Origin of the sequence: Vibrio sp. SS-MA-C1-2 (assembly GCF_021513135.1) — a bacterium.
In the GTDB taxonomy this organism is placed as follows: domain Bacteria; phylum Pseudomonadota; class Gammaproteobacteria; order Enterobacterales; family Vibrionaceae.
The window spans coordinates 215336-240435 of sequence record NZ_CP090980.1 but is presented as its reverse complement, the minus strand read 5'-3'; the positions used below and the strand labels follow the sequence as shown (position 1 = coordinate 240435).

The following is a 25100-nucleotide window of genomic DNA, read 5'->3' as shown; positions in this document are numbered from 1 at the left end:
GGGTTTATTTTTTTGCTTTTTAATCCGTTGAATTAAAAAGTTTTATGGTGATAGCTATTTTTATAGATCATCCACTACAGCAAGCACTGCTGATAAAGTGTCGTGACCAAAAGCGACACTGCGCTCAGGAGACCAACCGTAAAGGCTATCTGGTTGTGCGTTGTGGTCTTTAAATGGCATCTCTACTGTATAAGAGAGTGTCTTAAACTGCTCACCAACCCAATTAGAGCCCACGGTTAAGTTTGCTTCACCGGGCTTGTCTTTATCGTAACCATGCTCATCTTGGAACTCTGGTGTAATGGTTAATAACGCTTGTTTGAATTTGTTTTCTAATCCTTCAATGTGGTCATTATAGCTTGGAATACCCTCGCTTCCTGCCACAAAGTTATACGGAATCGCTTCATCGCCGTGGATATCTAAGAACATATCTAAACCGGTTTTTAGCATCTTTTCTCGGACATAGAAAACTTCAGGACTGCGTTCTACAGAAGGCGTTGCCCACTCACGGTTTAAGTTAACACCAATGGCGTTACAACGTAGATGACCACGAATACCGCCATCTGGATTCATGTTTGGCACAACATAGAAAACGGCTTTAGAGAGTAGGGCACGAGCGACGGTATCCGTCTCATCTAAAAGACGTTGGACGACACCTTCCATAAACCACTCAGCCATGGTTTCACCGGGATGTTGACGTGCAATTAACCATACTTTCTTTTTGCCTTCGTCAGGTGTTCCGATAGTCAATAGCGACATGTCATTGTTATCTAAGGTATGACCTAAGGTGTCTAAACGACATAGATGGCTGCTTTGCGCTAAATGAAGTAGGTCTTGGTGACGATCGTAGCTATAAGGGGCAAAGTAAGCGAAATAGATTGAACCAAATTCAGGGATAATATCGAAGGTTAACGTATCGCCGTCAAAGTCAGCAGGGATACGGAACCACTCTTCACGATCATAAGAAGCGACAACATCATAACCTTGCCACCCTTCTGGATAAGCAGATTTAGCTAGATTAAGAAGCTTAATAGTGTGTGATTTTTGCGGCTCACTCTCTAAACGAAAATGAAACCACTGGTAAAATTCAGATTGGTTATCATTGGGGATCGTGAGTTGAATATCATCGGCACGTTCAGCACTAACAACATTGATATTACCGCTTTCAAAATTACTAAAAATTTTCATAATACTCTCTTTATATCGCGTATCAAACTTAGATTAAATTGAGGGGGATGACTTTAAAACACCTTAATCAAATGGCTAACATTAGTCTAGATAAATCAGGTTAACGTCAACTCATTTGATTAAATTTACGACAAAAAAAGGAGCAGACCATAACGATCAACTCCTTCTCTATTTTTATATTAACTAAATAACTAAATAACTAAATAACTAAAAAATTAAATAACTAAATAGATTATAGACGTTCGCGAATCATTTGCTCTAGTTTACCTTGGTCAACCGCAAAGTTACGAATACCTTCGGCTAGTTTTTCTACTGCCATTGGATCTTGGTTATGCTCCCAAAGGAACTCAGAGTGAGTCATTTTTTCTGGGCGAGCTTTCGTTTCCGTTGCTGGGTTTAGTTTACGAACCACTTCGCCTTCAGCTTCACTTAATTGCTGTAGCAAATCAGGGCTAATCGTTAGACGGTCACAGCCTGCAATTTCTAGGATTTCGCCAATATTACGGAAGCTTGCACCCATAACAACCGTATTATACTCATGCTGCTTGTAGTAGTCATAGATTTGCGTTACAGATAAAACGCCTGGATCTTCAGACGCTTCAAATGCACGGCCTTCTTTCGCTTTATACCAGTCCATAATACGACCAACGAAAGGAGAGATTAGGAATACGCCAGCTTCTGCACACGCACGAGCTTGAGCAAATGAGAATAGCAGTGTTAGGTTACAGTTGATGCCTTCTTTTTCAAGGATTTCACCCGCACGAATACCTTGCCATGTAGAAGCAAGTTTAATGAGGATTCGTTCTTTGCCTATACCAGCTTCTTGATACAGTGCGATGATTTTGCGTGCTTGAGTCACACTTGCTTCTGTATCGTATGAAAGGCGAGCATCAACTTCTGTTGAGATACGTCCTGGAACAATTGAAAGGATCTCTTTACCGATATTAACCGCTAACTTGTCACATGTTTCGATCACTTGTTGCTCAACATCAGAGGTTTGGCTTTTCGCGTAGCTAATCGCATCTTCAATAAGTGGAGCGTACTCTTTAATTTGAGCGGCTTTTAATACTAACGATGGGTTAGTTGTCGCATCTTGGGGTTGATATTTAGCAATGGCTTCTACATCGCCAGTATCGGCAACAACAGTAGTAAATTGACGAAGTTGTTCTAGTTTATTGCTCATAATAATATCCTATTAAAGAGTAAAAATTTCTTCTGATGTGAATATAAGTAAAACTTTTGCTTCTCATGAGCGAATGATCTTCTCTTGAGAATCTGATTACTTAGTTTTATTCCTAATTGAGGTTAAAGTCAATATGACAACTGGAAAAATAGGGTTATTTATTGAGATATCTGATAATAAAAAGTAAGGTTAGCTATAGGTGAAGAGAGTTGCTGTTTTTTTATTCATTTAAGTTAATAGTAGATGGTTAGATAAAGGTGAGATATTGTAATGCACATGAGCGGATGTATAATGATTTATAATTAAGGCAGTTTAAAGTATAGATAAAAAATTTACCGATATAGAAAGGTTCTGTTTTAATTACGAATTATATTAACGGTAAGGTTCGATACCTATAATAATCGGAATTGCGAGTAGACGGCAAGTGAGTGAGGCCCATGAGTATGGTTGCACTATATAATTGGGGCGAAAGAGTCCAGGCAACAAGCTAGTGACTTCAAGTATGAAGGGGATAACAATATTGATCCTCAGTGCGTGCATTACTGGGTAGTCACAATCATAAGAGATAAAACAGACAATGAACCATAACGACACAATGAATGATGACAGTGATCTCTTAACCGAGATTTCAGTGGCTTACTACCAAGATGGTGCGACACAAGAAGAGATAGCTAAGAAGTTCACTATTTCTCGCGCCAAAGTAGGACGGCTTTTAAAGCGAGCAAGAGATGAAGGAATCGTTGAGATCACGGTTAAGTATCATCCGGTATTTAGTGCTCAAATTGAACAGCGTTTAATCGAACGCTTTGGTATTAAAAGAGCATTAATCGCCCTCGATCAATCGACTGAAGATGGACAACGAGAACAAGTTGCGGGGCTCGTCTCTAACTACCTAAATAGCCATTTAAAAAATAGTATGGTGGTAGCGGTAGGACAAGGACGAAATGTCTCTTCTGTGGCTCACTTTGTCGGTGTTGCTTCACCAAGACACTGTAAATTTGTTTGTGGTATTGGGGGAATCCATCCGAGAGGCGGTCAGTATAATGCGGATCATATCTGCCGTCAGTTTGCTAAAAAATTTGGTGGCAGTAGCGAAACGCTCTATGCACCCGCTTATGCTGAAAATGCCTTACAGAAAAGTGCCTTTATGGAAAATAGCACCGTTAAGCAAACTTTAGATCTGGCGCGTAAAGCTGATGTTGCATTAATTGGTGTGGGTGATATGAGTGAAAATAGCTACATGGTCGATTTGGGATGGTTTACTGCACAAGAAGTGGTGGAGTCAAGAATAAACCAAGGGGTTGTGGGTGATTTGGCTGGTTATGACTTTTTTGATATTAACGGTCAAATTGCCAATACGGTCATGAGTGATCGCGTTATCGGCTTAAATAGTGAAGAGTTTAGACAAATATCTGAAGTGATAGCGATTGCAGCCGAAAGTAGCAAACCCCTCGCTTTACTTGGTGCTTTACGCAGTGGCGTTATTGATGTCTTAGCAACCAGTGTTAGCAATGCATTAACGATTCTAAATTTGGATCAGCAATTGCGATAATCTTCGTTGATTGAGTGAAAAAGCCGACCTTGGCTGATTGTCCTGAATGATTTTACTCTTTAAGTCATCAATATAATCTATGATTGATCTATTTAGTTCAAGATTTTATAGCCACGATTAGTCATGCAGTTGCGCATAACGGTGTCAACTTCGTTATTATAAGCGGCAGCGTTAGCTTGTTCTGCACGACGGTGACCAAGTAGACCCGTAGCAACACCAATTCCTGCGCCAACTTTTGCCCCTTCACTGCCAGACCCGCCTGCAATTGCAACACCTGCGGCTCCAACTGCAGCCCCACGAGCCGCCCCACGAGCTGCTCCACCAACGACTGTACCTGTTTGACCTTCTTGTACTTGATGGCTTAATTGTTGGCATTGATACATATCAGCACTGTACTTTTCTTGATCAAGCCCTTGCTGGTCAATAATTAGATTAGTAGCAGAGATGGCATTAACAGAAAAAAGAGAGCCAGCTAAAATAGACGCTGTTATCAAAAGGGTTTTGCGATTCATTTCTATACCTAATTAAGTTATGTAAATTGACATTTTCAGTTTAATCTAAAAATAGTAAAAACAAGATAATTAAATTTGAAAAACAGTTTCTCATTTATGGTAACAACTGGTTATTAATCGATGCGTTTTGATCACGATTGGTCGGAATTATTAACATTGGGTTGTTTTATATCTTTAACCGTTTTAGGGTGTAGAGCATCCAAATTGTCAAAATTGTACTGCATACCGGAAGAGATAACCAAACCCCAGTTACACCAAACAGTGAAGATAAAATTCCCATCACAAAGAAGATTAAAATGAGTTTTCCACCGGTTAGTATCAACGCTTCTTTAGGGCGATTAGTCGATTGGAAATAAGTGGCTCCGACCAAAAGTAACCCTTCCATTGGGATCCCCCAAAAATAGAGCAGGCTTCCTTCAACGACAAAAGGGGTGAGTTCTTGATGATCTCCTGCAAAGAGATAAGCAAGGGAGCTCGGGTAGAGATAAATCCCGATAACAGAAATAATGGACACCACTAATGTGATGGTAAAAGCCATATTACGAAGGGCTAAAACACGCTTTGGCTTGTTGGCTCCAGTATTGAAGCTGGTTAATGGTTGAATGCCAAGAGCAATACCTTCAAATAATAGATAAAAGAATGATTCGCTGTAGCTAATAATACTATAAGCAGCCACATGGATAGTTTGTCCTACACGCAGAAAGGCAAAGTTATGTAACGTTAAGACAACGGATAGGTAGAGATACATTAAGAAACTCGACATACCTAATTTGGTAATTTGCCAACTGGTATCTAAGTTAAGTCTGATACTTTGCCAAGTAATTCTTAGTTCAGTTTTAGCCGTAAAAAAGGGATATAGACATAGGATTGCAGTAATGGCTTGTGCCAGCATGGTTGCAATGGCTGCTCCTTTTAACTGCCAAGGAATGACAACAATGAATATCCAATCAAAAATGACATTCAAAACGCCACCTAAAATCATAATATAAGTGACACGAGTTGGCTGTCCGTCATTACGTAGTAGGGCAGAGAATGACATCGACAAGATGGCAAATATCCCAAGAATGTAATACCAGTGGAGATAGTCTAACGCCTGTTCTAAAATCTCACCCTCTGCACCAAGGAGGAGCAATATATCTCGACCAAAGTACAACCCCAATGTTGTTAATAACAAGCCTGAAAGGATAGATAATGTGAGTGCTTGTCCAACGATGGACTGTGCCTGTACGGTCTCTTTTTGTCCGAGTTTGATTGATACTAATGCAGATGCGCCCATTCCCCACAATGCACCTATCGCATAGAGAATAGCCCCAATAGGATAGCCTAGCATAATTGCCGCTAATCCTTGTTCACCTAAAAAGTGACCAACGAACATACCATCGATAATGACGTAGACACCTGTCACTAACATAGAAGCGATGGTGGGAAGCGTATAGCGCCAAAATAGGGTTTTTATTGGGGCTTGATCAAGAGCCAGTGAGTTGTTCACGTTTATCCTTGTTGCGTATTAATCCTTTGTCGTTAGGTTTCGCGTTTATTTTTCTTTCGTTAATTGCTCTTTAGCTTATTGTTCTTTGATTTATTGCTTTTAAATATGACAAATTTGCTTTTACGTAAAGATAATAACCAAAGCGAAAATATTAAATAGATAGCGGGCTCAATAATGCCTGATTTAACAGACCAAAGATAGTGAATAGGCGCAATGATAGCGACCAAGTAGATGAAATTATGAAGCTTTTGCCATTTTACGCCCATTTTTTTTCGTATTGTATTCAACGAAGTTAAGGTGAGTGCGAATAACAGTATCCAACTTAGCGCACCTAATGTCAGATAAGGGCGCTTAACTAATTCAGAACCAATCAATGACCAGTCAAAACCTAAATCTAAATAACTGTAACTGAATAAGTGTAATGAAGCCCAAATAAAGCAGTAGATACCCACTAAACGACGGACTCTAATTAATCCGCCTTGCTTTAATCGCTTAGCGAGAGGTGAAATAATTAAGCTAATCAATAAGAGATGCAGCGCCCCTTTCCCTGTATAGTGAATAATCTCTGGTGTTGGATCGGCACCAAAATAACCTCTTAATGCCAATGGGTAGATTGCAACAATAAAACCCAATGAAAGAAGGTGGATTAACACCTTCAATAATAAAATTTGAGTGGATGATAAAACAGATCGCTTTTTAGCTTTGATTACCATGATTAATAGAGCTTCCTCAAATCCATATTGCGATAAAGGGAAGCCACCTCTTCTTGATATCCATTAAACATTAACGTTTTTTGACGCTGAGTTTTAAATAGTGAGCCCGCACCAATAAAACGCTCAGAGGCTTGACTCCAACGCGGATGATCAACAGTCGGGTTCACATTGGCATAAAACCCATATTCACTAGGCGCTAAAGATTGCCATGTTGTCGGTGGCTGTTGTTCTGTCAGTCGAATTCTAACAATCGATTTAATGCTCTTAAAGCCGTACTTCCATGGGACAACCAAACGTAATGGCGCGCCATTTTGTGGGGCTAATGTCTTACCATATAGACCAACTGCAATCATCGTTAGGGGGTTCATTGCCTCATCCATTCTAAGCCCTTCAATATAAGGGAAATCGATTCCTCCTCCTAATACTCGAGATGCTTGCCCGGGCATCTGCTCCGGATCGTACAGCGTTTCGAAAGTGACATATTTTGCTCGGCTGGTGGGTTGAACCATTTTCAAAATATCAGAGAGTTGGAAGCCAAGCCAAGGGACATTCATCGACCAAGCTTCTACGCAGCGAAGGCGATACAGACGTTCTTGCAGGGAAAATTGACTAAAAAGATCGTCATAGCCGAGTGTTATTGGCTTTTCTACTTCACCATCGATGACTACTTGCCAAGGATCAGATTTAAAGTTGGTGGCATTTTTTGCAGGATCCGTTTTGCTTGCACCAAATTCATAGAAATTATTATATTGCAGAATTTTATCTTCAGGGGTTGCTGTTAATTGTTGACGAGGTTGCCAAATGGTATGTTCGAGAGTTTTGCGATGATCAACCGCCGCCGTTTCTTCTTCATCAAAAATATTAAAAAGACTCGCTTGTACTGATGTCGTGGTAATGGGTAGCGTGGCAGCCGCTAAACCTAATTTTTTTAGAATATCTCTACGTTGATGATAAACCTCTTCTGGGGTTGTCTCATTTTCGCTTATTTGTGATGGTTTTTTTACTCGAATAAACATACTCTTTCCTTACTTAGGTATGATTTTTATCTTCCTCTGTTAAACATCGACCATAAAAGAGAATTAAGCAACTCGAATTGTCTGACTTATATTGAGCTTATTGCTATTTTCTTATGTGAGTCATTTAAAGGCGTTGTTTATCGTTTGGAATGATAAAAATTAGATGAAGCATTGGATAGTAACTAAACTAAATAGTTCAATAAATATTAATAAAAAGTAAAGGTTGTTAATGATTAGGCGTTTATTTGCGGTGAGAAAATGAAGACTTTTATATTTATAATCCTTTTGAATGCCGCATTTAGCGTAAAAAGCATAGCGGAAAGCATGACGGAGACTGAAATTCAACATAATGCTGTTTTTTCGATCAATTATTACACTTTACCTAAGTCCGAAAGTCGATTAATAGGAAAAATCCAATACCACACGGTAAAGCAAGGTGAGTTCCTTCAGTTAGTCGCAGATCAATATAATGTCGGATTTCTTGCATTGTTAGAAGCTAATCCAAATGTTGACCCCTTCTTACTTATTGCGGGGGATCGTCTGATTATCCCTACCCAAACTCTACTCCCTGATGCACCAAGAGAAGGCATTGTAATAAATTTAGCGGAATTGCGGCTCTATTATTTTGATTTAAAGCAGCAGCGAGTTTATGTCGCTCCTGTTGGGATTGGGCGAGTTGGAAGAGAAACGCCTGAGATGTCAGTCACTATATCTCAGAAAAAGAGAAACCCAACATGGACACCAACCGTAGAAACCAGAAAAGAGTACCTAGCCAAAGGCGTTGAGCTACCCCAAATCGTTCCTGCTGGAGAGAATAATCCATTAGGTCTGTTTGCGCTGCGCCTCGCTTATGGTAATGGTGAGTACCTAATTCACGGAACGAATAAAGATTTTGGTATCGGTTTAAGAGTGAGTGCAGGTTGTATTCGACTTCGTCCTGATAATATCGAGTGGTTATTTTCACAAGTTGAGCAAGGGGATAAGGTGACTATAATCAATCAGCCAATTAAACGTGCAATTGAAGCTGATGGCTCAAAATGGTTAGAGGTACATAGCGGTTTAAGCACTAACGAAAGAGACAGCGATCAACAAAGTCGGCTCGAGTTAGACGATAATGTCGTGAATTTTATCTCAACGGGTGACGTAAATCGTCAATTAGTAGATTCGTTATTGAACACTAAAAGTGGTTTGCCAACAAAAATTACAGCGTCGTTAGAGGAGATAAGTCGAGAGCTTTTTTGATGGTATCAGTTTTCTTTTTGGCCGACTAATAGAGAGGGTCATATTATTAATTTAACAAAATTTCCCCTCTTTCTTTAAAAGGAATGCGTCATTATTTTTTATATGATGATGCTACATTATCTATACGCGCATTGGCACGTTCGGCTTCTTGCCTTGCATCCATAGTCGCCATTTTTGATTCTTTAACATCACTCTTTAATGCAGCAACTTCTGCGGAGAGCTGATCAACTTTATTGGTTAAAATATTCACACTTTGTTGTAGTTGGGTATTATCAGCACAGCCACCAAGAAAAGCCGTAGCAACGATAGCCGTTGCGATAAGTTTTTTATTCATAGTCAATAATCCTTACTTAAATGATCACTATCCCCTTGAGACTTGAAGCTACTAGTAACTCCAATTATTTGGGGTATATACCTTTCTTGAAGTTGCTAGGTTGTTGGCTGCATTCGTTCGCCTCAATGATATAGTATATCTATATTCATGGGGCCTCACTCATTTACCGCCTACTTGCAACGCCAATGACTTTAGGTATAAAACATCTTTATTATGGCATATATTTGAATTTTATCTTTATGTTATTGATCTTCTGTTATCTAATCTGAAGTATTGAAGGGTTGTGTATATCCACTTCTTACTTGAAGTTGCTAGGTTGTTGGCTATATTCATTCGTTCAATTATATAGAAAACTTATATTCATGGGGTCTCATTACTTGCTACCTAATGGCAACGCCAATGACTTTAGGTATAAGCAGAAAAAAGAAACCCAATATTGAAATAGCATCAATATTGGGTTTTGAGTTATTCTTTAATCGGTATTTACTCGATACTTGCTATTTTTTATCGTGATCTTTATCAGCAAATAACTCTAAAGAGCCAACGATAACAATACCTGCAACCATCGCAATAACTGCCCAACCGATAAGGGCTGGTTGACCCGTTACTTGTTCGAAAGTATGAGGCATTAGATTTTGCTCAACTAAAGGCACCTCAACACCTTTAGAGTTTGTTCTCCAAGTTAATACTTCTTTCCATGGCCACATTTTACCTAAAGTGCCAACCATTAACCCGGTTAAGAAGCAGAGGGCGTAATCTCGAGCATGCTTTAGTAACCAAGAGAGAAGATGCGAGAAGCTTAATAGCCCAATAATACAACCGGATAAGAAAAGCAGTAATGTCGTTCCATCGAATGCTTTTACTGCACCGATAACCGGCCCATATAAGCCAAGTAATAATAGGATAAAGCTACCAGAAATACCGGGCAAAATCATTGCACAGATAGCTAATGCACCACCAAACAAAATATTAATATTGGTTGGCTCTAAAGTAATAGGGCTAATAATTGTGATTGTCCACGCAAAGATAGCGCCAATAATCAAAACAACAGCCTTAAAAGCTTGCCATTTTTCAACTTGTCTAAGCATGAAAATGACTGAAATGATAATGAGACCAAAAAAGAATGACCAAAGAGGGATTGGATGTGTCTCTAATAACCAAGTAATCAAACGCGCTAACGTGAAGATGCTGGTAATTATGCCGCCAAAAACAGCAATAAGAAATTTAGCATTAATATGGGTTAAAACAGCGTTTAATCCTTGTTTCTTCCAAAGGCCAAATATGCTTGGATTTACACGGCGAATACTCTCAAGTAGCGTGTCATAGATCCCTGTAATAAAAGCAATCGTTCCTCCAGATACACCTGGGATAACGTCGGCGGCACCCATTGCCATGCCTTTGAAAAATGTTTTAAGGTATTGATTCATTATTTTTTATCGTTGTGGAAAGTTATATTAATTATACAGCGCATTGTTATTTTTTTAATGGTCAATCGTTGGATATTTTTGTCGATATCCATTTTTTATCTAAATTTCAAAAGAAAACAGGCTGTTTGTTGATCATTATTTTGACCATAACGTTAATTTATACTTCTATACCTAAAATAATTGGCGTTGCTAGTAGGCGGTCAATGAGTGCAGCCTCAAGTATAAAGAACGCAAGATGAACGAAATGGGTCGAGATTAATTTAGTGAACAATAAAATATTTTACTTTTTTTGAGTGCCATGGATCACTTTTTTTGGATATGAGTGTTGTTGTGCAATGGTATCAATCGCTTTTTTTTGAATTACTTTCCTTTAAATCACAGTAGTAAGTTTGCAATATTGCGACTCTCAGAGTGATATTTATCTCATATTGATAGCGTATAATGGCTGAGGATGTTGTAAGCGTCACGTTATAACTTTTATACAAGTCACAAATTTATCAATACTTTATCTAAATCAACGTTTTTGGCATTAATTTCGTATAGCGTAGATTAAATATAAAAATAGGCTCCGGCTTATGCTCGTGCTAATGATGCGAGAAAGCCTATATGATTACTTTAAAAAACAGCTAACTAGCATTGATATGCACTGGTTTGCATGTTTCTAATAAGTAGGTATTGAGCTTTCCATAATAACTAAAAATTGAGGCTATCATGGTTCAAGTCGTACTCGATGGAACACAGATTCAGGTAACAGAAAATACAACACTATTAAAAGTGGCAACTGACAATAATATAGAGATCCCTTCTTTATGTGGTCAAAATAGAGATGGGGAAAAAATTCCTTGTGATCTTTGTGTTGTCGAGGTGGAAGGACAAGGAAAAGTCAGAGCTTGTGAGTTTGATTTAAAAGCAACCACAGAGACTTCTGACATTATCAATGTTATTACTCATTCAGAGGCACTCGCACTGCACCGTAAAGAAGCATTAACTCGTATTATGAGTGACCACTATGCAGACTGTCAGGCACCTTGCCAAACAGCTTGTCCAGCTGGTGTAGATATTCAATCATACCTATTTCATATCGCTCAAGGGGATAATAAAAAAGCCCTTGAAGTGATCACTAAAACGCTACCAATGCCACTCTCTATTGGTCGAGTTTGTCCTGCTTTCTGTGAAGCCGAGTGTCGTCGATCTGCCGTTGATGAGCCTATCGCTATTCGTCAATTAAAACGCCATGCGGCTGATGTTGATCTTGAAGGTGGAAACCCTTATGTGCCACCAAAAGGTGAAGAAAAAGGCAAATCTATTGCTGTTGTGGGTAGTGGGCCAGGTGGATTAACCTGTGGTTATTATCTATCCAATGAAGGTTACAACGTCACGGTTTTTGAGTCAATGCCAGAAACGGGGGGTTGGTTACGTTACGGTATTCCTGAGTATCGTCTTCCTAAATCTATTTTGGATAAAGAAGTTGAACATATGTGTGCCAACGGTATGGAGATCAAAACCAATGTGAAATTGGGGCAAGATATCCAGTTAACCGATCTTTCAGCTGAATATGATGCAGTTTGTTTGGCTGTTGGTGCATCTCTTGCTGTAGAGATGAACTATACCGGTAGTGAGCTAGGTGGTTGTTATTTAGGTGTCGATTACTTAAAAGATTATGTGACTGAACAAACCATGGTAACAGGTAAGAAAGTCGCAGTGATTGGTGGTGGTAATACGGCAATTGACTGTGCGCGCACCGCAGCTCGTGCGGGTGCAGATACCACGCTTATCTATCGTCGTACTCGTGAAGAGATGCCAGCCGAAGATTATGAAGTCGATGAAGCTGAACATGAAGGTGTTAAATTCCACTTCCTAACCAACCCGGTAGAAAATATTGCGGATGAAAATGGCAATGTTAAAACCGTGAAGCTTGAGATTATGGCCTTAGGTGCGCCTGATGATTCTGGTCGTCGTCGTCCACAAGCGACGGGTGAATATATCTTTGAAGAATTTGATACGGTTATTGCCGCGGTATCGCAAAAGCCAGATCTAAGCTTCCTTGATGATCAAGATCTGAACATTCCACTAACTCGATGGAATACGGCAGATGCGCATCCATTAAGTATGCATTCCCCTTGTGAGGATGGTAACGCGAATAACTTATTCTCGATTGGTGATTTCCGTCGTGGTCCGGCTACAGCGATTGAAGCGATTGCTGATGGCCGCCGTGCCGCGGTTGCGATTGATCACTTCTTTGCAGGAAAAATGGAAGATATCCCACAAACGCCATTCAATGCTCAAAAAGAGAAAAAGTTAAAGCAAGTTGATACAACCCAACTCAACCATATTAAAGAAGTGGCTCGCGTTATTATGCCAGAGCTGACAACAGCGCAGCGTGAATTGAGCTTTGATGAAGTTGAGTTAGGGTTTGGCAGCGATGAAGCGATGAAAGAAGCCGCTCGCTGTCTAGAGTGTGGCTGTCAGGCTAATACCGACTGTAAACTTCGTGATTATTCAACTGAGTATAAAGTTGAAGAGGGCGCAGCTGAACTCTTTAATGAAGAGCGTCAAAAATTTGTTGTTGATGATAGCAGTGAATTTATTACCTTTGATGCGAACCGCTGTATCAGTTGTGGTCAGTGTGTTTCCGCTTGTGGTGAAGATGCCGCTCACGGTATTTTCAAATTTAAAGCCGGTGAGCCTCAATGCCGTCCAAACTTTGTTGATGGTCATCAAATGGCGGATTCTAGCTGTGTTCAGTGTGGTGTTTGTGTTCAGGCTTGTCCAACCGGTGCATTGGTGGATAAACGTGATAAATCACAAGGTCGTCTAGAGGTATTAAAGCCTGTTGAGACGATTTGTACTTACTGTGGTGTTGGTTGTAAAGTGACCATGTTTATCGATGAGAGCAGCAATCAGATCCGCTATATTGAAGGAACAGATGAGTCTCCGGTCAACGAAGGGATGTTGTGTGTTAAAGGTCGTTTCGGTTTTGACTTTATCACCAGCGAATCTCGTTTAAAAACGCCATTGATTCGCAAAAATGGTGAGCTTGTTCCTGCGACATGGGATGAAGCGATTGAGAAAATTGCCGCTAAATTTGGTGAGATCAAAGAGCAACATGGTGGAGATGCATTGGCTGGTTTCTCTTCTGCGAAAACCACCAACCAAGATAACTATCTATTCCAGAAGTTTATTCGCCGTGAATTAGGTACTAATAATGTCGACCATTGTGCGCGTCTTTGTCACGCCTCGACAGTAACTGGTCTAGAAGCATCGTTAGGTAGTGGGGCGATGACCAATGACATTCCAAGTATTGAACATTCTGATTTGATCTTTATTATCGGTTCAGATACCACATCAGCACACCCTATTATTGGCTCTCATATTAAACGAGCGGTTAAAAAAGGGGCGAAGCTGGTGGTTGCCGATCCAAAACGAATCTTAATCGCCGATGATGCCGATCTTTATGTCGCGCAACGTCCAGGTACCGATGTGATGTTAATCAACGGTATTATGCAGCAGATTATTAAAAATGGCTGGCAAGACAGTGAGTACTTGGCAAATCGAGTTGAAGGTTATGATGACTTTCAGCTAGAGGTGATGTCTGAGCGTTATGCCCTTGATAAAGTCGCTGTTGTCACCGGTGTATCAGAGCAAGATATCATGCAGATGGCAAGAATGTTCGGGCTGTCTGAAAAAGTGGCTGTATATTATTCAATGGGGATCACTCAGCATACGACAGGTCATGATAATGTTCGTTCTATTGCTAACCTACAGTTGATTTTGGGTAACATTGGTATTGAAGGCGGTGGTATTAATCCATTACGTGGCCAATCTAATGTACAGGGTGCCTGTGATATGGGTGCACTGCCGAATAACTTCCCAGGTTATCAGAAAGTTTACAATCCAACCGTACATCAGAAGTTCGTTGATGCTTGGAATGCGCCACATCTATCAAAGGAGTCTGGTTTAACACTAACTGAAATTATTGATGGCATGTGTGATAAGTCTGTTCGTGGCCTTTATGTGATGGGTGAAAATCCGGTATTATCGGATCCTGACCAGCATCACGTATTAGAAGCGATTGATAAAGTGGATTTCTTAGTCGTTCAAGATATTTTCTTAACAGAAACAGCGCAATATGCAGACGTCGTGCTACCATCTTTCTCATTTGCAGAAAAAGAAGGGCATTTCACTAATACAGAGCGTCGTGTTCAACGTTTACATAAAGCGTTAGATGCACCGGGTGAAGCGCGTAATGACTGGGAGATTATCCAGCAGATTGCTCAAGCGATGGGAGCTGATTGGAATTACCAAAACGAACAACAGATCACCGATGAAATCTGTCAAGTTACTCCTCAATATGGCGGCATCAGTTGGCAGCGTGTTGAAGGTGCGGGTCTCCAGTGGCCTTGTCCTGATGATAACCATCCAGGAACGCGAGTGATGCATCAAGAGAAATTTATTCGTGGTAAAGCGGAGTTAGTGCCTGTGGCATTCCGTTATGCTGCGGAATTACCTGATAGTGATTACCCAATGATCTTAACAACAGGTCGTCTATTGGAACAGTTCCATACAGGAACGATGACCCGTAAGACAAAAGGTTTGGAGAACATTGCTGGCCCTCGAATCATGATTTCTGTTGCGGATGCGGAACGACTAAATGTAACTAACAGTCAGCCAATTAAAGTGACGACGCGTCGTGGTAATATTACTGCGCCTGCCTTTATTACTAAACGAATGCAAGCAGGGGTGGTGTTTGTTCCCTTCCATTTTGCCGAAGCACCAGCGAACCGTTTAACGATTGCAGAAGTTGATCCAACAGCGAAGATCCCTGAGTTTAAAGTTGCGGCTGCCAAAGTGGAAGTTGCTGTCGAAGTGGTTGTAGAAAAAGCGACGACTGAGAGCGCATCAGTTTAGTTTTAATACTCTGATATGACATAATAAGAGAAAGTCCACAACATGAATTGTTGTGGACTTTTTTTGTCTAGTTTGAAAAAAAGTAACTAAAAAAAGCTGATTGACTTTCGACCATCGTTGTCAGATTGAGCGTGCTCTTTTTTCTGTTCAGGTTTTGATGTTTGACTGGCTGTCTTTTTTGACTTATCCGTTTTTTGTTGTTTATTTTTGGTTTGTGAACGGTTTTTACTATTACTGGTATTTTTTTTGCTCTTATTGGCTTTTTTCTTTGCTTGTTGAGTTTTTTCTCTCTCTTCAGCTTGAGCATGCATGTCGAGAGCATGTTGTTCTAACAACTCTTCTGACTCTTCAATTGAGACAGGACAGATAACAACAAAATAATCTTGGTTAAACTCGATGACATCACCATCGTAGATTTTACAGCGCTTACGTTGTTCGACTTGGCCATTGACGGCAACATAACCATCAGCAATCAGATTTTTTGCTTCACCACCGCCGCCAACAACATTGGCGATCTTTAATACTTTATAAAGTTCGATTGGCTGGATAGATACCTCAACACCAAGTGCCTCAACTTCAATCTCTTCACCTTCAAATTCTTGTTCTTCAAACTCTGGATAATTATCCATACTCATTCATTCTCGCTGTTTATTGAGTACGACATAATGGAAGTCTTGTGAAAGAGGTATCACGAGTATCAATAGCCCATTGATGTCATTTGACCACAAAGCCTATATATTTGTGTCTAAGGAGTCAAATAACAATTTAAGAGGAGAGAAGAGGGTTGTAATCAGGATTATCGCGTTGGTAGAGGCGATCATTGTCATGAATTTGCTTGATTGACCGATACCGTGAATAGGGTTGCGGCTTCTTTTGAAATAAACTTAGTTAAAAGAGTGGCATGATTATTATCAGAAAGCATTAACAGGTATTCAGAAGGCTGTGGGTACTCTTGATGTTTAACCCAATGAATAATTAATTCTCTGTTTGGAGATAATGCAGTTTCAGTCAACAGAGTCTGTTCACCATTCTTGAGCATAAAGAGTTTTATAAATCCAAATCTGTTCATATTACATTAACACTTATGAAAATAATCTATTGATAAAAAGTTGCTTAACCTTAATATACCACCAGTTTAGGTATTTATTTCACGCTTCGTAAAATATATGGATTTAATTATCTTAATTGTGATGGAGAGCAACAAAACCAATATGCTCTACCTTTCACTTTGCGATTAACCGGCGTTTTTTAGTAAAGATCTGCATGATTCTCAAGGTAAGTGAGAAAAAGGCGAGTATCTAGTTCTAATTGGTGGTATTGAGGTTGCATATGTTGACAAAGTGAGTAGAACGCTTTGTCGTGTTGCTTTTCTTTGATATGAGCAAGTTCATGAACAACGATCATCTCTAATAAGGGTTCGGGCAATTTTTTAAAAATTGTGGCAATCCTGATCTCGTTTTTGGTTTTGATCTTATTGCCTTGGCGTCTAGATACATAACTATGAGTGCCTAATGCGTGATTTATTACTTGAATCTTACTGTCAAAACAGATTTTGGTAATTGGCGCCGATTTCTTCAAATAGCGATTCTTAATTTCGGTGACATATTGATATAAAGCTTTTTCGGATTGAATTGTATGAGCTGTTGGGTAACGTTTGAGCAACCAAACACCCAATTTATCTTGTTTGATTAATGGTTCCACTTGCTCAATAATTTGTTGAGGGTATCCGGCTAAATATTTTAAATTCGACATAAGGTGGTTGATCTAAGATTAAAAATAGAGTGGTATAATACAACAAAATAGAATGAGAAGTCTCACTCACTTGCTGTCTACTAGCAACTCCAATTACTTTAGGTATACTCAACAATAGTGAAAGAACATAACAATTATATTGGATCAATCTAAGATGAAATTATCGACAAGTCGCGTTTTGTTAAATATTGCCCTCGACCTCAGTATTAATATGCCTGAAGGTGAGCACTATCAACGATTAATTGAATCTTTACAGCAAGTATTCCCTTGTGATGCAAGTAGTTTGCTGGTTTTTCATGACAATGGATTATTAACTCCTGTTGCGGTGAGTGGCCTACCATCGACCGTGTTAAGTGCGCAGTTTGACCCTTCTGAACATCCTCGATTGTCTGCAATTTTAGCCTCGAAAAAACCAGTACGTTTTCCTTCAAATTCCGATCTTCCCGATCCTTTTGATGGATTGTTATTAACGGAGGAGCAACAAGCGATTGATATTCATGACTGCATGGGTTGTAGTTTATATGTTGAAGATCAGCTAGTGGGATTGATGACGTTAGATGCTGCTGATGTTGGTGTATTTGATGAGATAGATGATCTCACGTTAGCGTTCTTTGCTGCCTTAGCTGCGGCAACGATTCAAAACCGCTCAATGATAGAAGCCTTACAAAAAGCGAATCAGAAGCAGCAATCGATTAATAAGCTATTGATTGAAGAGGCTCGACAAAAGGGCGGTGAAATGGTCGGTCATAGCCCTAAAATGCTCCAGTTAAGAAATAATATTGAAACGGTCAGTTATACCAACTTTGCCGTGTTAATTAGTGGTGAAACGGGCACAGGAAAAGAGTTAGTCGCGCATCAAGTCCATAGCCATTCGACGCGATCCGATAAACCGATGATCTATATTAACTGTGCTGCACTTCCTGAATCTATTGCTGAAAGTGAGCTATTTGGTCATGTTAAAGGCGCATTTACAGGCGCAACCTCACATCGTGCGGGTAAATTTGAATTGGCGGATGGTGGAACGTTATTTTTAGATGAAATAGGAGAGCTTCCCTTAATGTTACAAGCTAAATTGTTGCGTGTAATTCAGCAAGGTGAGGTTCAACGTGTTGGTTCCGATAAACATTTAACCGTTGATGTGCGGATTATTGCGGCGACTAATCGAGATTTACTGAAAGAGATTGAAGAAGGGCGCTTTCGTTCTGATCTTTATCACCGACTGAATGTCTTTCCGATTGCGGTTCCGCCATTACGAGATAGGGTGATGGACATTACGATGTTAAGTCATCATATTGTCGATAAATTCAAACAGCAATTTAATCAAACCCAACTTTCACTTTCGCAGAATGCGTTAGAAGCGTTGGAGAGTTACTCGTGGCCGGGAAATATTCGGGAATTAGAACATGTTTTGATGCGAGCGAGTTTAAAGGTGATCCAGTCGGGCTCCTTTGTTATCTCTGCTTTTGATGTCAATCTAGATGATAATGAACAACAAGAGCATCTAGAGGTTGTGATTGAACCTGCACAGTTAGATATGAAGGGAGCGGTAGAGCAATGTCAAAAACAGGTGATTAAGCAAGCTCTCGAACAAAGCAATGGAATTTGGGCTCAAGCCGCTAAGTTATTGAAAATGGATAGAGGAAATCTTTATCGTTTAGGAAAGAAATTAGGCTTGTAATTAAAATTAGCTTCAAATAAAAAAAGAGAAATGGAACCGGCTTCTATTTCTCTTTTTTATTTTAATATCTTATTACAAAAACTATCGGCAAAGTTAACAGATATAAATTTGTAACCTTACCAACGGTTTTTAAATCTCATCTCAAGCGTAAACTTCTCTTTTGCCAGCTTCGAACTACTGAATAGCGCCATAATCCTTTAATACCAAAGTAGCCAATAAGAGCTGAAATAGCACCGGTAATACCACAACCAATTAAAAGGGGAACACCAATATGTTGCATCTGATGGATGAGATACTCAATAGAGAGTTCAAAATGGAACGGTTGAGGTGGGGTATGAATAACCCAAGTACCCACCTTGTAAGCGCCATAGAATAGAACTGGCATAGTAAGAGGATTACTGATCCAAACTAAAGTGACAGCAAGTGGAAGATTGACGCCAAAAAGAATCGCGCCTCCTGCTGCAAGTAACATCTGGCTTGGTAGTGGGACAAACGCAATAAATAGTCCAACAGCAAAAGCTCCAGACGCGGAACGACGGTTCAATACCCATAAATTCGCGTTATAGAGCAAGTTGCCAAAGATACGTAAAGCTTTTTGTTCCCGAATTTTGTCGGGATTTGGCATAAAGCGTTGGAGAAATTTTCTAGGCATCTGGAGTTTTGAATAATCCTAATGGTTAAATATCTAGTCGTTGCCTCTCTAACAATAATAAGTTTGCCTTGGTGGCCTGAATTATTGTCTATAAACAACAGCAACTATATAATGTTAATCGCTATCTTACTCAGTTATTACCCAGTCACTCGGTTATCAGCTTTGTTGCTTACCGCAATCCTTGTCGCTAACTTTTCAGCTATACAGTACAAACAAAATTTGGAAAAAATATCTGTTCTACCTAAATATAATATCATAATTGGTAAAATTAATAATATTTATAGATTAAATGATCAAGATAAGCCAATTATTTTTGTTGTTGATCAGTTAAACGATACTATTTTAACTGAAAATAATAAATTAATTTTAAAACTTTATTGGAAACAGCGACCTATTTTAGCTGACGGCCAATATTGGAAGTTAGTCGTTAAGTTAACGCAGCGAAGAGGGTTAAATAATGGGGTGGGTTTTGACCGGGAAATGTTGTTTTTATCACAACAGATTAATGGCTCTGGAACTGTTTATCAGGGCACGTTAATTTCATCGGAAATGTCCGTCAGACAAAAATTATTTAGCGATATAGTATTAAAGACGGATCAACTCTCTCATCAAAGTTTTTTATTAGCGCTTAGTTTTGGCTATAGGCAGCTGATTAGCGACAAACAATGGCAATCTTTAAAGGAGAGTGGAACCATCCACTTGATTGCTATTTCGGGTCTTCACATTGGTTTTGCGATGTTTATTGGTCTTATGATTGCACATTTTATTATAAGAGTGGTTAAACCAAAAGCGGAGTTAATCTATTATCAATGGTTATTATCGATTCTATTTGGTTTTGTTTACTGTTGGTTAGCCGGTTTCTCTATCCCTGCAGTAAGAGCATTAATCATGGCAACGTTAACGCTGATATTGTGGAATAACAGAGCCAAAGCTAAAGGGAGAATGATTTTATTATCTACTTTTACTCTATTACTTGTCGCTGAGCCATTAAATCAATTTTCTGCGGGATTTTGGCTCTCTTTCGGAGCGGTAGGGATCTTGATTTTTAGCCAATATTGGCGCACTTTTCAGGTCTCATATCAAAGTCGTTACCATCAAGTCATTGGAGTGCAACCACGCGATGATGGTTTTCCAGCGCCGATAATTCGCTCAATTATGATTAAACTATTTGATTTGCATAAAGAAGGAATCCGTTATTTATTTGGTAAAATCATCTTATTATTAAAAGTTCAATTGTTATTACTGATTTGCATGTTGCCACTTCAATTAATTTTCTTTTCTGGTTTTGCGCCACTTTCACCGCTTTTCAATTTAATTATTGTGCCTTGGCTCACTTTAATTACCGTTCCATTGATTCTTTTATCATTATTAACACACTTTTTTCCCTTATCTGACTATCTATGGATTATCGCTAATTATTCTTTGTATCCTGTTGTTAAATTAATTAGCCTTTCTGAAGGCTGGTGGTTTGAGGTATTCGACATGACAATAAAAAGTAACATTATTTTATCGCTATTGCTGTTGTTATTTTCTGTTGTTGTTGGGGTTTTGGCTAAAAAGTGGATATCGATATTAATCATGTTGTTAACCTTCGTATTTATCTATTACCGATCGAATCAAGAACAGCCTATTTGGCAAGTGACTATTTTGGATGTGGGGCATGGGCTTGCGGTGGTGATTGAAAAAAATCATCGTGTCATCGTGTATGACACAGGAAATATTTGGCCCGGAGGTTCGATAGCGCAATCCGTGATTAAACCGTTCTTAAAGCGTCAGGGGATTAAAAATATTGATGGGATCATTATTAGTCATGGTGATGGGGATCATGCGGGTGGCTTGCCATTCCTTTTAGATAATTACAAACCGACTTGGGTTAGACAAAGTCAATTTGACCCAGATTCAATGGTTGGAATATCATTACCCTGCAAATCTGGAGAGGCGTGGGAGTGGCAAGGGTTAAGATTTAAAGCGTATTGGCCTCCTAAATTATCGGAACGTGCGGATAATAATCACTCTTGTGTTATTCAGGTGAGTGATGGTCAGTTTAAATTGTTATTAACCGGTGATATAGAGCAGCTAGCGGAGTTTCTTCTCTTACAAAATGACATCGATATTATGAGTGATATTGTTGTTGCACCACATCATGGTAGTCAAAGTTCATCTAGTCAAAAGTGGGTAAGGAGGATAAATGCAAAATTGGTGTTAAACTCTATAGCTAAGGGGAATCAATGGAACTTACCAAGCCAAGATGTTGTCGACCGTTATCGACGCCAAGGTGCCTTTTGGCTAGGTACAGATGAAGTTGGAGCCATTAATATTCAATTTTATCATGATGATTGGCGTTATTTTAACCAAAAGAACCATAAACAGCCCTATTGGTATCGTCACCTAGTTGGTGATATCTCTGGATCAGAGTAGAATAAGCTTTAATAGCTAACAATAAATTAGGTTTATGAAAAATAATAAACAAGCAAAACCAAATGTAGATGTTATTGACCAAGATGAGTCGACCTATCAAACTTTCAAAAAGTTATGGCCGATGATAAAGCAATATAAAGCGGGGCTGATTGTCGCGATTATTGCTTTAATTATAAATGCCTTGGGTGATACTTATATGATTTCATTGTTGAAGCCTCTACTTGATGAAGGCTTTGGCAATACGGGATCTGACTTCCTTAAAGTACTTCCCTTAATTATATTCGTGCTGATGTTAGTTCGAGGAACCAGTGGCTTTATTTCGACGTATTGTCTATCTTGGGTCTCTGGCCAAGTAGTGATGAAGATGCGTCGTCGTCTGTTTCAACACTTTATGCACATGCCAGTGAGCTATTTTGATCAAGAGTCAACAGGGGCGTTACTGTCACGTGTAACCTATGATTCTGAGCAGATGGCAGCCGCAACCAGTAAAGCCCTCGTCACCATGGTACGAGAAGGCGCGAGTATTATTGGCTTATTAAGTTTGATGTTTTGGTATAGTTGGCAGTTATCTTTAATTCTTATCGTTATTGCTCCTGTTGTGGCACTTTTGATCCGAATCATCTCTAAGCGCTTTCGAAAAGTCAGTAAAAATATTCAACAAGCGATGGGTGCAGTAAGTACTTCGACTGAACAGATGCTTAAAGGTCACAAAGTGGTGTTAAGTTTTGGTGGCCAAGAGGTCGAAAAGAGCCGTTTTGATAAAGTGAGCAACGTGATGCGCCAACAGCAGATGAAATTAGTCTCTGCTCAAGCGATTGCTAACCCAACGATTCAGCTTATTGCTTCGTTTGCTTTAATTACGGTGCTTTATTTAGCCAGTTTTGATTCAATTAAAGATCAATTAACAGCGGGTACATTTACGGTTATTTTTTCTGCGATGTTTGGTCTATTACGCCCATTAAAATCATTAACCAATGTAACTTCTCAATTCCAAAAGGGGATGGCGGCTTCTCAAACTTTATTTAAAATTTTAGAGTTAGAGCCAGAAAAAGATTCTGGTATCCATGAAGCTAAAAAAGTTGTTGGTGATCTTCGTGTTGAAGATGTTACGTTCACTTATCCGACCAAAGATACACCCGCGCTTAAGAATATCTCGTTTACTGTACCAGCGGGGAAAACGTTAGCGATGGTGGGGCGTTCGGGCTCGGGTAAAAGTACGATTGCGAATCTATTTACTCGATTTTATGACGTTGATAGTGGTGAAATTCGCGTTGATGATTGTGAAATAAGAGATTATAAATTAACTAATCTTCGAGAACACTTTGCATTAGTCTCTCAAAATGTACATCTGTTTAATGATACCGTGGCAAATAATATCGCTTACGCAACAGATGGACGTTATAGTCGAGAAGAGATCGAGAAGGTCGCTGAGTTAGCTTATGCGATGGATTTTATTAAAAACCTAGATAACGGTTTAGATACGGTGATTGGAGAAAATGGAATTAGTTTGTCCGGTGGACAGCGTCAACGTATTGCCATTGCTCGCGCGCTATTACGTGATGCTCCTATTTTAATTCTCGATGAAGCGACATCTGCACTGGATACCGAATCAGAGAGAGCAATTCAATCGGCACTCGATGAACTACAGAAAGACCGAACCGTAATTGTGATTGCTCATCGTCTTTCAACAATCGAACATGCAGATGAAATTTTGGTTATTGAGGAAGGTGAAATCGTTGAACGAGGCAATCATAAAACATTGTTGAGTCAAAATGGTGCATATTCCCAACTTCACCATATTCAATTTGGCGACCAATAATTACTGATTTAAAGAGATACCTGTCATGGTTGAAAAAATCTGGTTCGAGAGACACTTCTTTTACTATCTGTTGTGGCCTTTATTGTGGCCACTGAGTAAAATTTTTGCTGTGATTAGCCAGCGTCGTCGTAAAGCCTATCAGCAGGGTAAAAAACCGAGCTATCGAGCGCCAGTGCCTGTGATTGTTGTTGGCAATATTACAGCAGGAGGCAATGGGAAAACACCGGTAGTAGTTTGGTTGGTTGAGAAGCTGGTAGCTGAAGGTTTTCATCCTGCTGTCGTCTCTCGAGGGTATGGGGCGAAAGCTCCTTATTATCCATTTATTGTCCAATCAGATTCCAGTAGTGAACAAGTGGGCGATGAGCCCTTACTCATCAAACAGCGTACTGGGGTTCCAATTGCCGTTGCTCCTGTCAGAGCGGATGCTGTTAAGGCTTTATTGGCAGAAAACAGTACGATCGATATTATTATCACCGATGATGGTTTACAACACTACGCACTACAGCGAGATATTGAGTTTGTGGTTATTGATGGCAAACGTCGTTTTGGTAATCAGCAATTTATTCCACTTGGACCTCTACGTGAATCATTACACCGCCTTGATGAGGTTGATTTTTTAATTCGTAATGGTGAAACTGATATCAATAAATTCAACTCGATCTCTGACTCAGAAATTGAAATGAGATTAGCACCAAATCAACTTGTTAATATAAAAACCGGTGAAAAGAGGATGCCAGATAAATTTTCTAATTGTTCTGCAATTGCAGGAATTGGTCATCCTCCTCGTTTTTTTAACACATTAAATGAACTAGGGATTTCATTGGTTTATCAGCAAGGCTTTGCAGACCATCAACAATTTGATAAACAAGAGTTAGCGTCTATTGCTGCGAAAGGTCGTTTCTTATTAATGACAGAAAAAGATGCAGTTAAATGTCGTGAAATAGCCCAAGATAATTGGTGGTACCTTCCCGTTTCAGCAGAGATCTCCTCTGAGAAAGAAGCAATCATTATTACTAGAATAAAAGAGGTTAAAAAAGATTATGGATCATCGTCTACTTGAGGTAATTGCTTGTCCAGTATGTAAAGGCAAATTGAATTACAACAAAGAGAATAATGAACTTGTTTGTAAATTTGATCGTATTGCTTTCCCTATAAAAGAAGGGATACCAGTGATGATTGAACAAGAAGCTCGCCATATGTCCGTTGATGAGGTGATTTAA

Annotated in this window: 20 protein-coding genes; 8 read left to right on the top strand and 12 right to left on the bottom strand. The window is 39.4% G+C overall.

Features of this window, described 5'->3' with window-relative positions; genetic code table 11:
- Nucleotides 1-60: 60 nt before the first annotated feature.
- The gene (locus L0B53_RS01105; RefSeq protein ID WP_235059478.1) at nt 61-1185 is read right to left on the bottom strand and encodes a M14-type cytosolic carboxypeptidase; all 1125 of its coding nucleotides are present in this window, start codon (nt 1183-1185) and stop codon (nt 61-63) included.
- A 232-nt stretch (nt 1186-1417) separates the two neighbouring features.
- A complete protein-coding gene (gene tal / locus L0B53_RS01100) occupies nt 1418-2368 on the bottom strand; it encodes a transaldolase (RefSeq protein WP_235059477.1) in 951 nt (316 codons plus the stop codon).
- Nucleotides 2369-2945: 577 nt separating this feature from the next.
- Here tal and L0B53_RS01095 point away from each other — a divergent pair.
- Entirely contained in the window at nt 2946-3920 is a 975-nt protein-coding gene (locus L0B53_RS01095) for a sugar-binding transcriptional regulator (protein WP_235059476.1), read from the top strand.
- 92 nt (nt 3921-4012) lie between these two features.
- On the opposite strand, the gene L0B53_RS01090 is transcribed toward L0B53_RS01095, so the two are convergent.
- From L0B53_RS01090 to msrP, 4 genes are all read right to left on the bottom strand, one after another.
- The gene (locus tag L0B53_RS01090; RefSeq protein ID WP_235059475.1) at nt 4013-4432 is read right to left on the bottom strand and encodes a glycine zipper family protein; all 420 of its coding nucleotides are present in this window, start codon (nt 4430-4432) and stop codon (nt 4013-4015) included.
- Between the two features lie 166 nt (nt 4433-4598).
- The gene (locus tag L0B53_RS01085; protein ID WP_235059474.1) at nt 4599-5921 is read right to left on the bottom strand and encodes an MATE family efflux transporter; all 1323 of its coding nucleotides are present in this window, start codon (nt 5919-5921) and stop codon (nt 4599-4601) included.
- A gap of 59 nt (nt 5922-5980) precedes the next feature.
- Nucleotides 5981-6634, bottom strand: a complete 654-nt coding sequence (gene msrQ, locus L0B53_RS01080) for a protein-methionine-sulfoxide reductase heme-binding subunit MsrQ (RefSeq protein WP_235059473.1) — start codon at nt 6632-6634, stop codon at nt 5981-5983.
- Nucleotides 6635-6636: 2 nt separating this feature from the next.
- The gene (msrP, locus tag L0B53_RS01075; protein ID WP_235059472.1) at nt 6637-7650 is read right to left on the bottom strand and encodes a protein-methionine-sulfoxide reductase catalytic subunit MsrP; all 1014 of its coding nucleotides are present in this window, start codon (nt 7648-7650) and stop codon (nt 6637-6639) included.
- Nucleotides 7651-7974: 324 nt separating this feature from the next.
- On the opposite strand from msrP, the gene L0B53_RS01070 reads away from it, so the two are divergent.
- Nucleotides 7975-8892: a L,D-transpeptidase family protein gene (locus L0B53_RS01070; RefSeq protein ID WP_235059471.1), complete on the top strand. Its 918-nt coding sequence runs from the start codon at nt 7975-7977 to the stop codon at nt 8890-8892.
- Nucleotides 8893-8983: 91 nt separating this feature from the next.
- Here the strand turns inward: L0B53_RS01070 and L0B53_RS01065 are convergent, their stop codons facing one another.
- The gene (locus tag L0B53_RS01065; protein WP_235059470.1) at nt 8984-9226 is read right to left on the bottom strand and encodes an Lpp/OprI family alanine-zipper lipoprotein; all 243 of its coding nucleotides are present in this window, start codon (nt 9224-9226) and stop codon (nt 8984-8986) included.
- Between the two features lie 497 nt (nt 9227-9723).
- The gene (locus L0B53_RS01060) at nt 9724-10653 is read right to left on the bottom strand and encodes a DUF368 domain-containing protein (RefSeq protein WP_235059469.1); all 930 of its coding nucleotides are present in this window, start codon (nt 10651-10653) and stop codon (nt 9724-9726) included.
- Nucleotides 10654-11364: 711 nt separating this feature from the next.
- Here L0B53_RS01060 and fdhF point away from each other — a divergent pair.
- Complete coding sequence (fdhF, locus tag L0B53_RS01055) at nt 11365-15561, top strand: formate dehydrogenase subunit alpha (RefSeq protein WP_235059468.1); 4197 nt, start codon at nt 11365-11367, stop codon at nt 15559-15561.
- An 86-nt stretch (nt 15562-15647) separates the two neighbouring features.
- Here the strand turns inward: fdhF and L0B53_RS01050 are convergent, their stop codons facing one another.
- From L0B53_RS01050 to L0B53_RS01040, 3 genes are all read right to left on the bottom strand, one after another.
- On the bottom strand, nt 15648-16196 hold the full coding sequence (locus L0B53_RS01050) for an RNA-binding S4 domain-containing protein (protein ID WP_235059467.1): 549 nt from the start codon (nt 16194-16196) through the stop codon (nt 15648-15650).
- Nucleotides 16197-16384: 188 nt separating this feature from the next.
- Nucleotides 16385-16630 carry a hypothetical protein gene (locus L0B53_RS01045; RefSeq protein ID WP_235059466.1) on the bottom strand — a complete coding sequence of 82 codons (246 nt, stop codon included), beginning with the start codon at nt 16628-16630 and terminating at the stop codon, nt 16385-16387.
- Between the two features lie 179 nt (nt 16631-16809).
- Nucleotides 16810-17313, bottom strand: coding sequence for a M48 family metallopeptidase (locus L0B53_RS01040; RefSeq protein WP_235059465.1), 504 nt, complete (start codon nt 17311-17313; stop codon nt 16810-16812).
- A gap of 154 nt (nt 17314-17467) precedes the next feature.
- On the opposite strand from L0B53_RS01040, the gene norR reads away from it, so the two are divergent.
- Nucleotides 17468-18991, top strand: a complete 1524-nt coding sequence (norR, locus tag L0B53_RS01035) for a nitric oxide reductase transcriptional regulator NorR (RefSeq protein ID WP_235059464.1) — start codon at nt 17468-17470, stop codon at nt 18989-18991.
- A 136-nt stretch (nt 18992-19127) separates the two neighbouring features.
- Here norR and L0B53_RS01030 read toward each other — a convergent pair whose 3' ends face one another.
- Nucleotides 19128-19643 carry a DUF2062 domain-containing protein gene (locus L0B53_RS01030; RefSeq protein ID WP_235059463.1) on the bottom strand — a complete coding sequence of 172 codons (516 nt, stop codon included), beginning with the start codon at nt 19641-19643 and terminating at the stop codon, nt 19128-19130.
- A gap of 111 nt (nt 19644-19754) precedes the next feature.
- Here L0B53_RS01030 and L0B53_RS01025 point away from each other — a divergent pair, with 111 nt between their 5' ends.
- From L0B53_RS01025 to L0B53_RS01010, 4 genes are read left to right on the top strand one after another with little or no spacing between them, the layout of a single operon-like run.
- The gene (locus L0B53_RS01025; protein WP_235059462.1) at nt 19755-22061 is read left to right on the top strand and encodes a DNA internalization-related competence protein ComEC/Rec2; all 2307 of its coding nucleotides are present in this window, start codon (nt 19755-19757) and stop codon (nt 22059-22061) included.
- Between the two features lie 34 nt (nt 22062-22095).
- On the top strand, nt 22096-23880 hold the full coding sequence (gene msbA, locus L0B53_RS01020) for a lipid A ABC transporter ATP-binding protein/permease MsbA (protein ID WP_235059461.1): 1785 nt from the start codon (nt 22096-22098) through the stop codon (nt 23878-23880).
- Between the two features lie 25 nt (nt 23881-23905).
- A complete protein-coding gene (gene lpxK / locus L0B53_RS01015; protein ID WP_235059460.1) occupies nt 23906-24940 on the top strand; it encodes a tetraacyldisaccharide 4'-kinase in 1035 nt (344 codons plus the stop codon).
- Nucleotides 24921-25100, top strand: a complete 180-nt coding sequence (locus tag L0B53_RS01010) for a Trm112 family protein (RefSeq protein ID WP_235059459.1) — start codon at nt 24921-24923, stop codon at nt 25098-25100. The genes lpxK and L0B53_RS01010 overlap by 20 nt, the downstream gene beginning before the upstream one ends.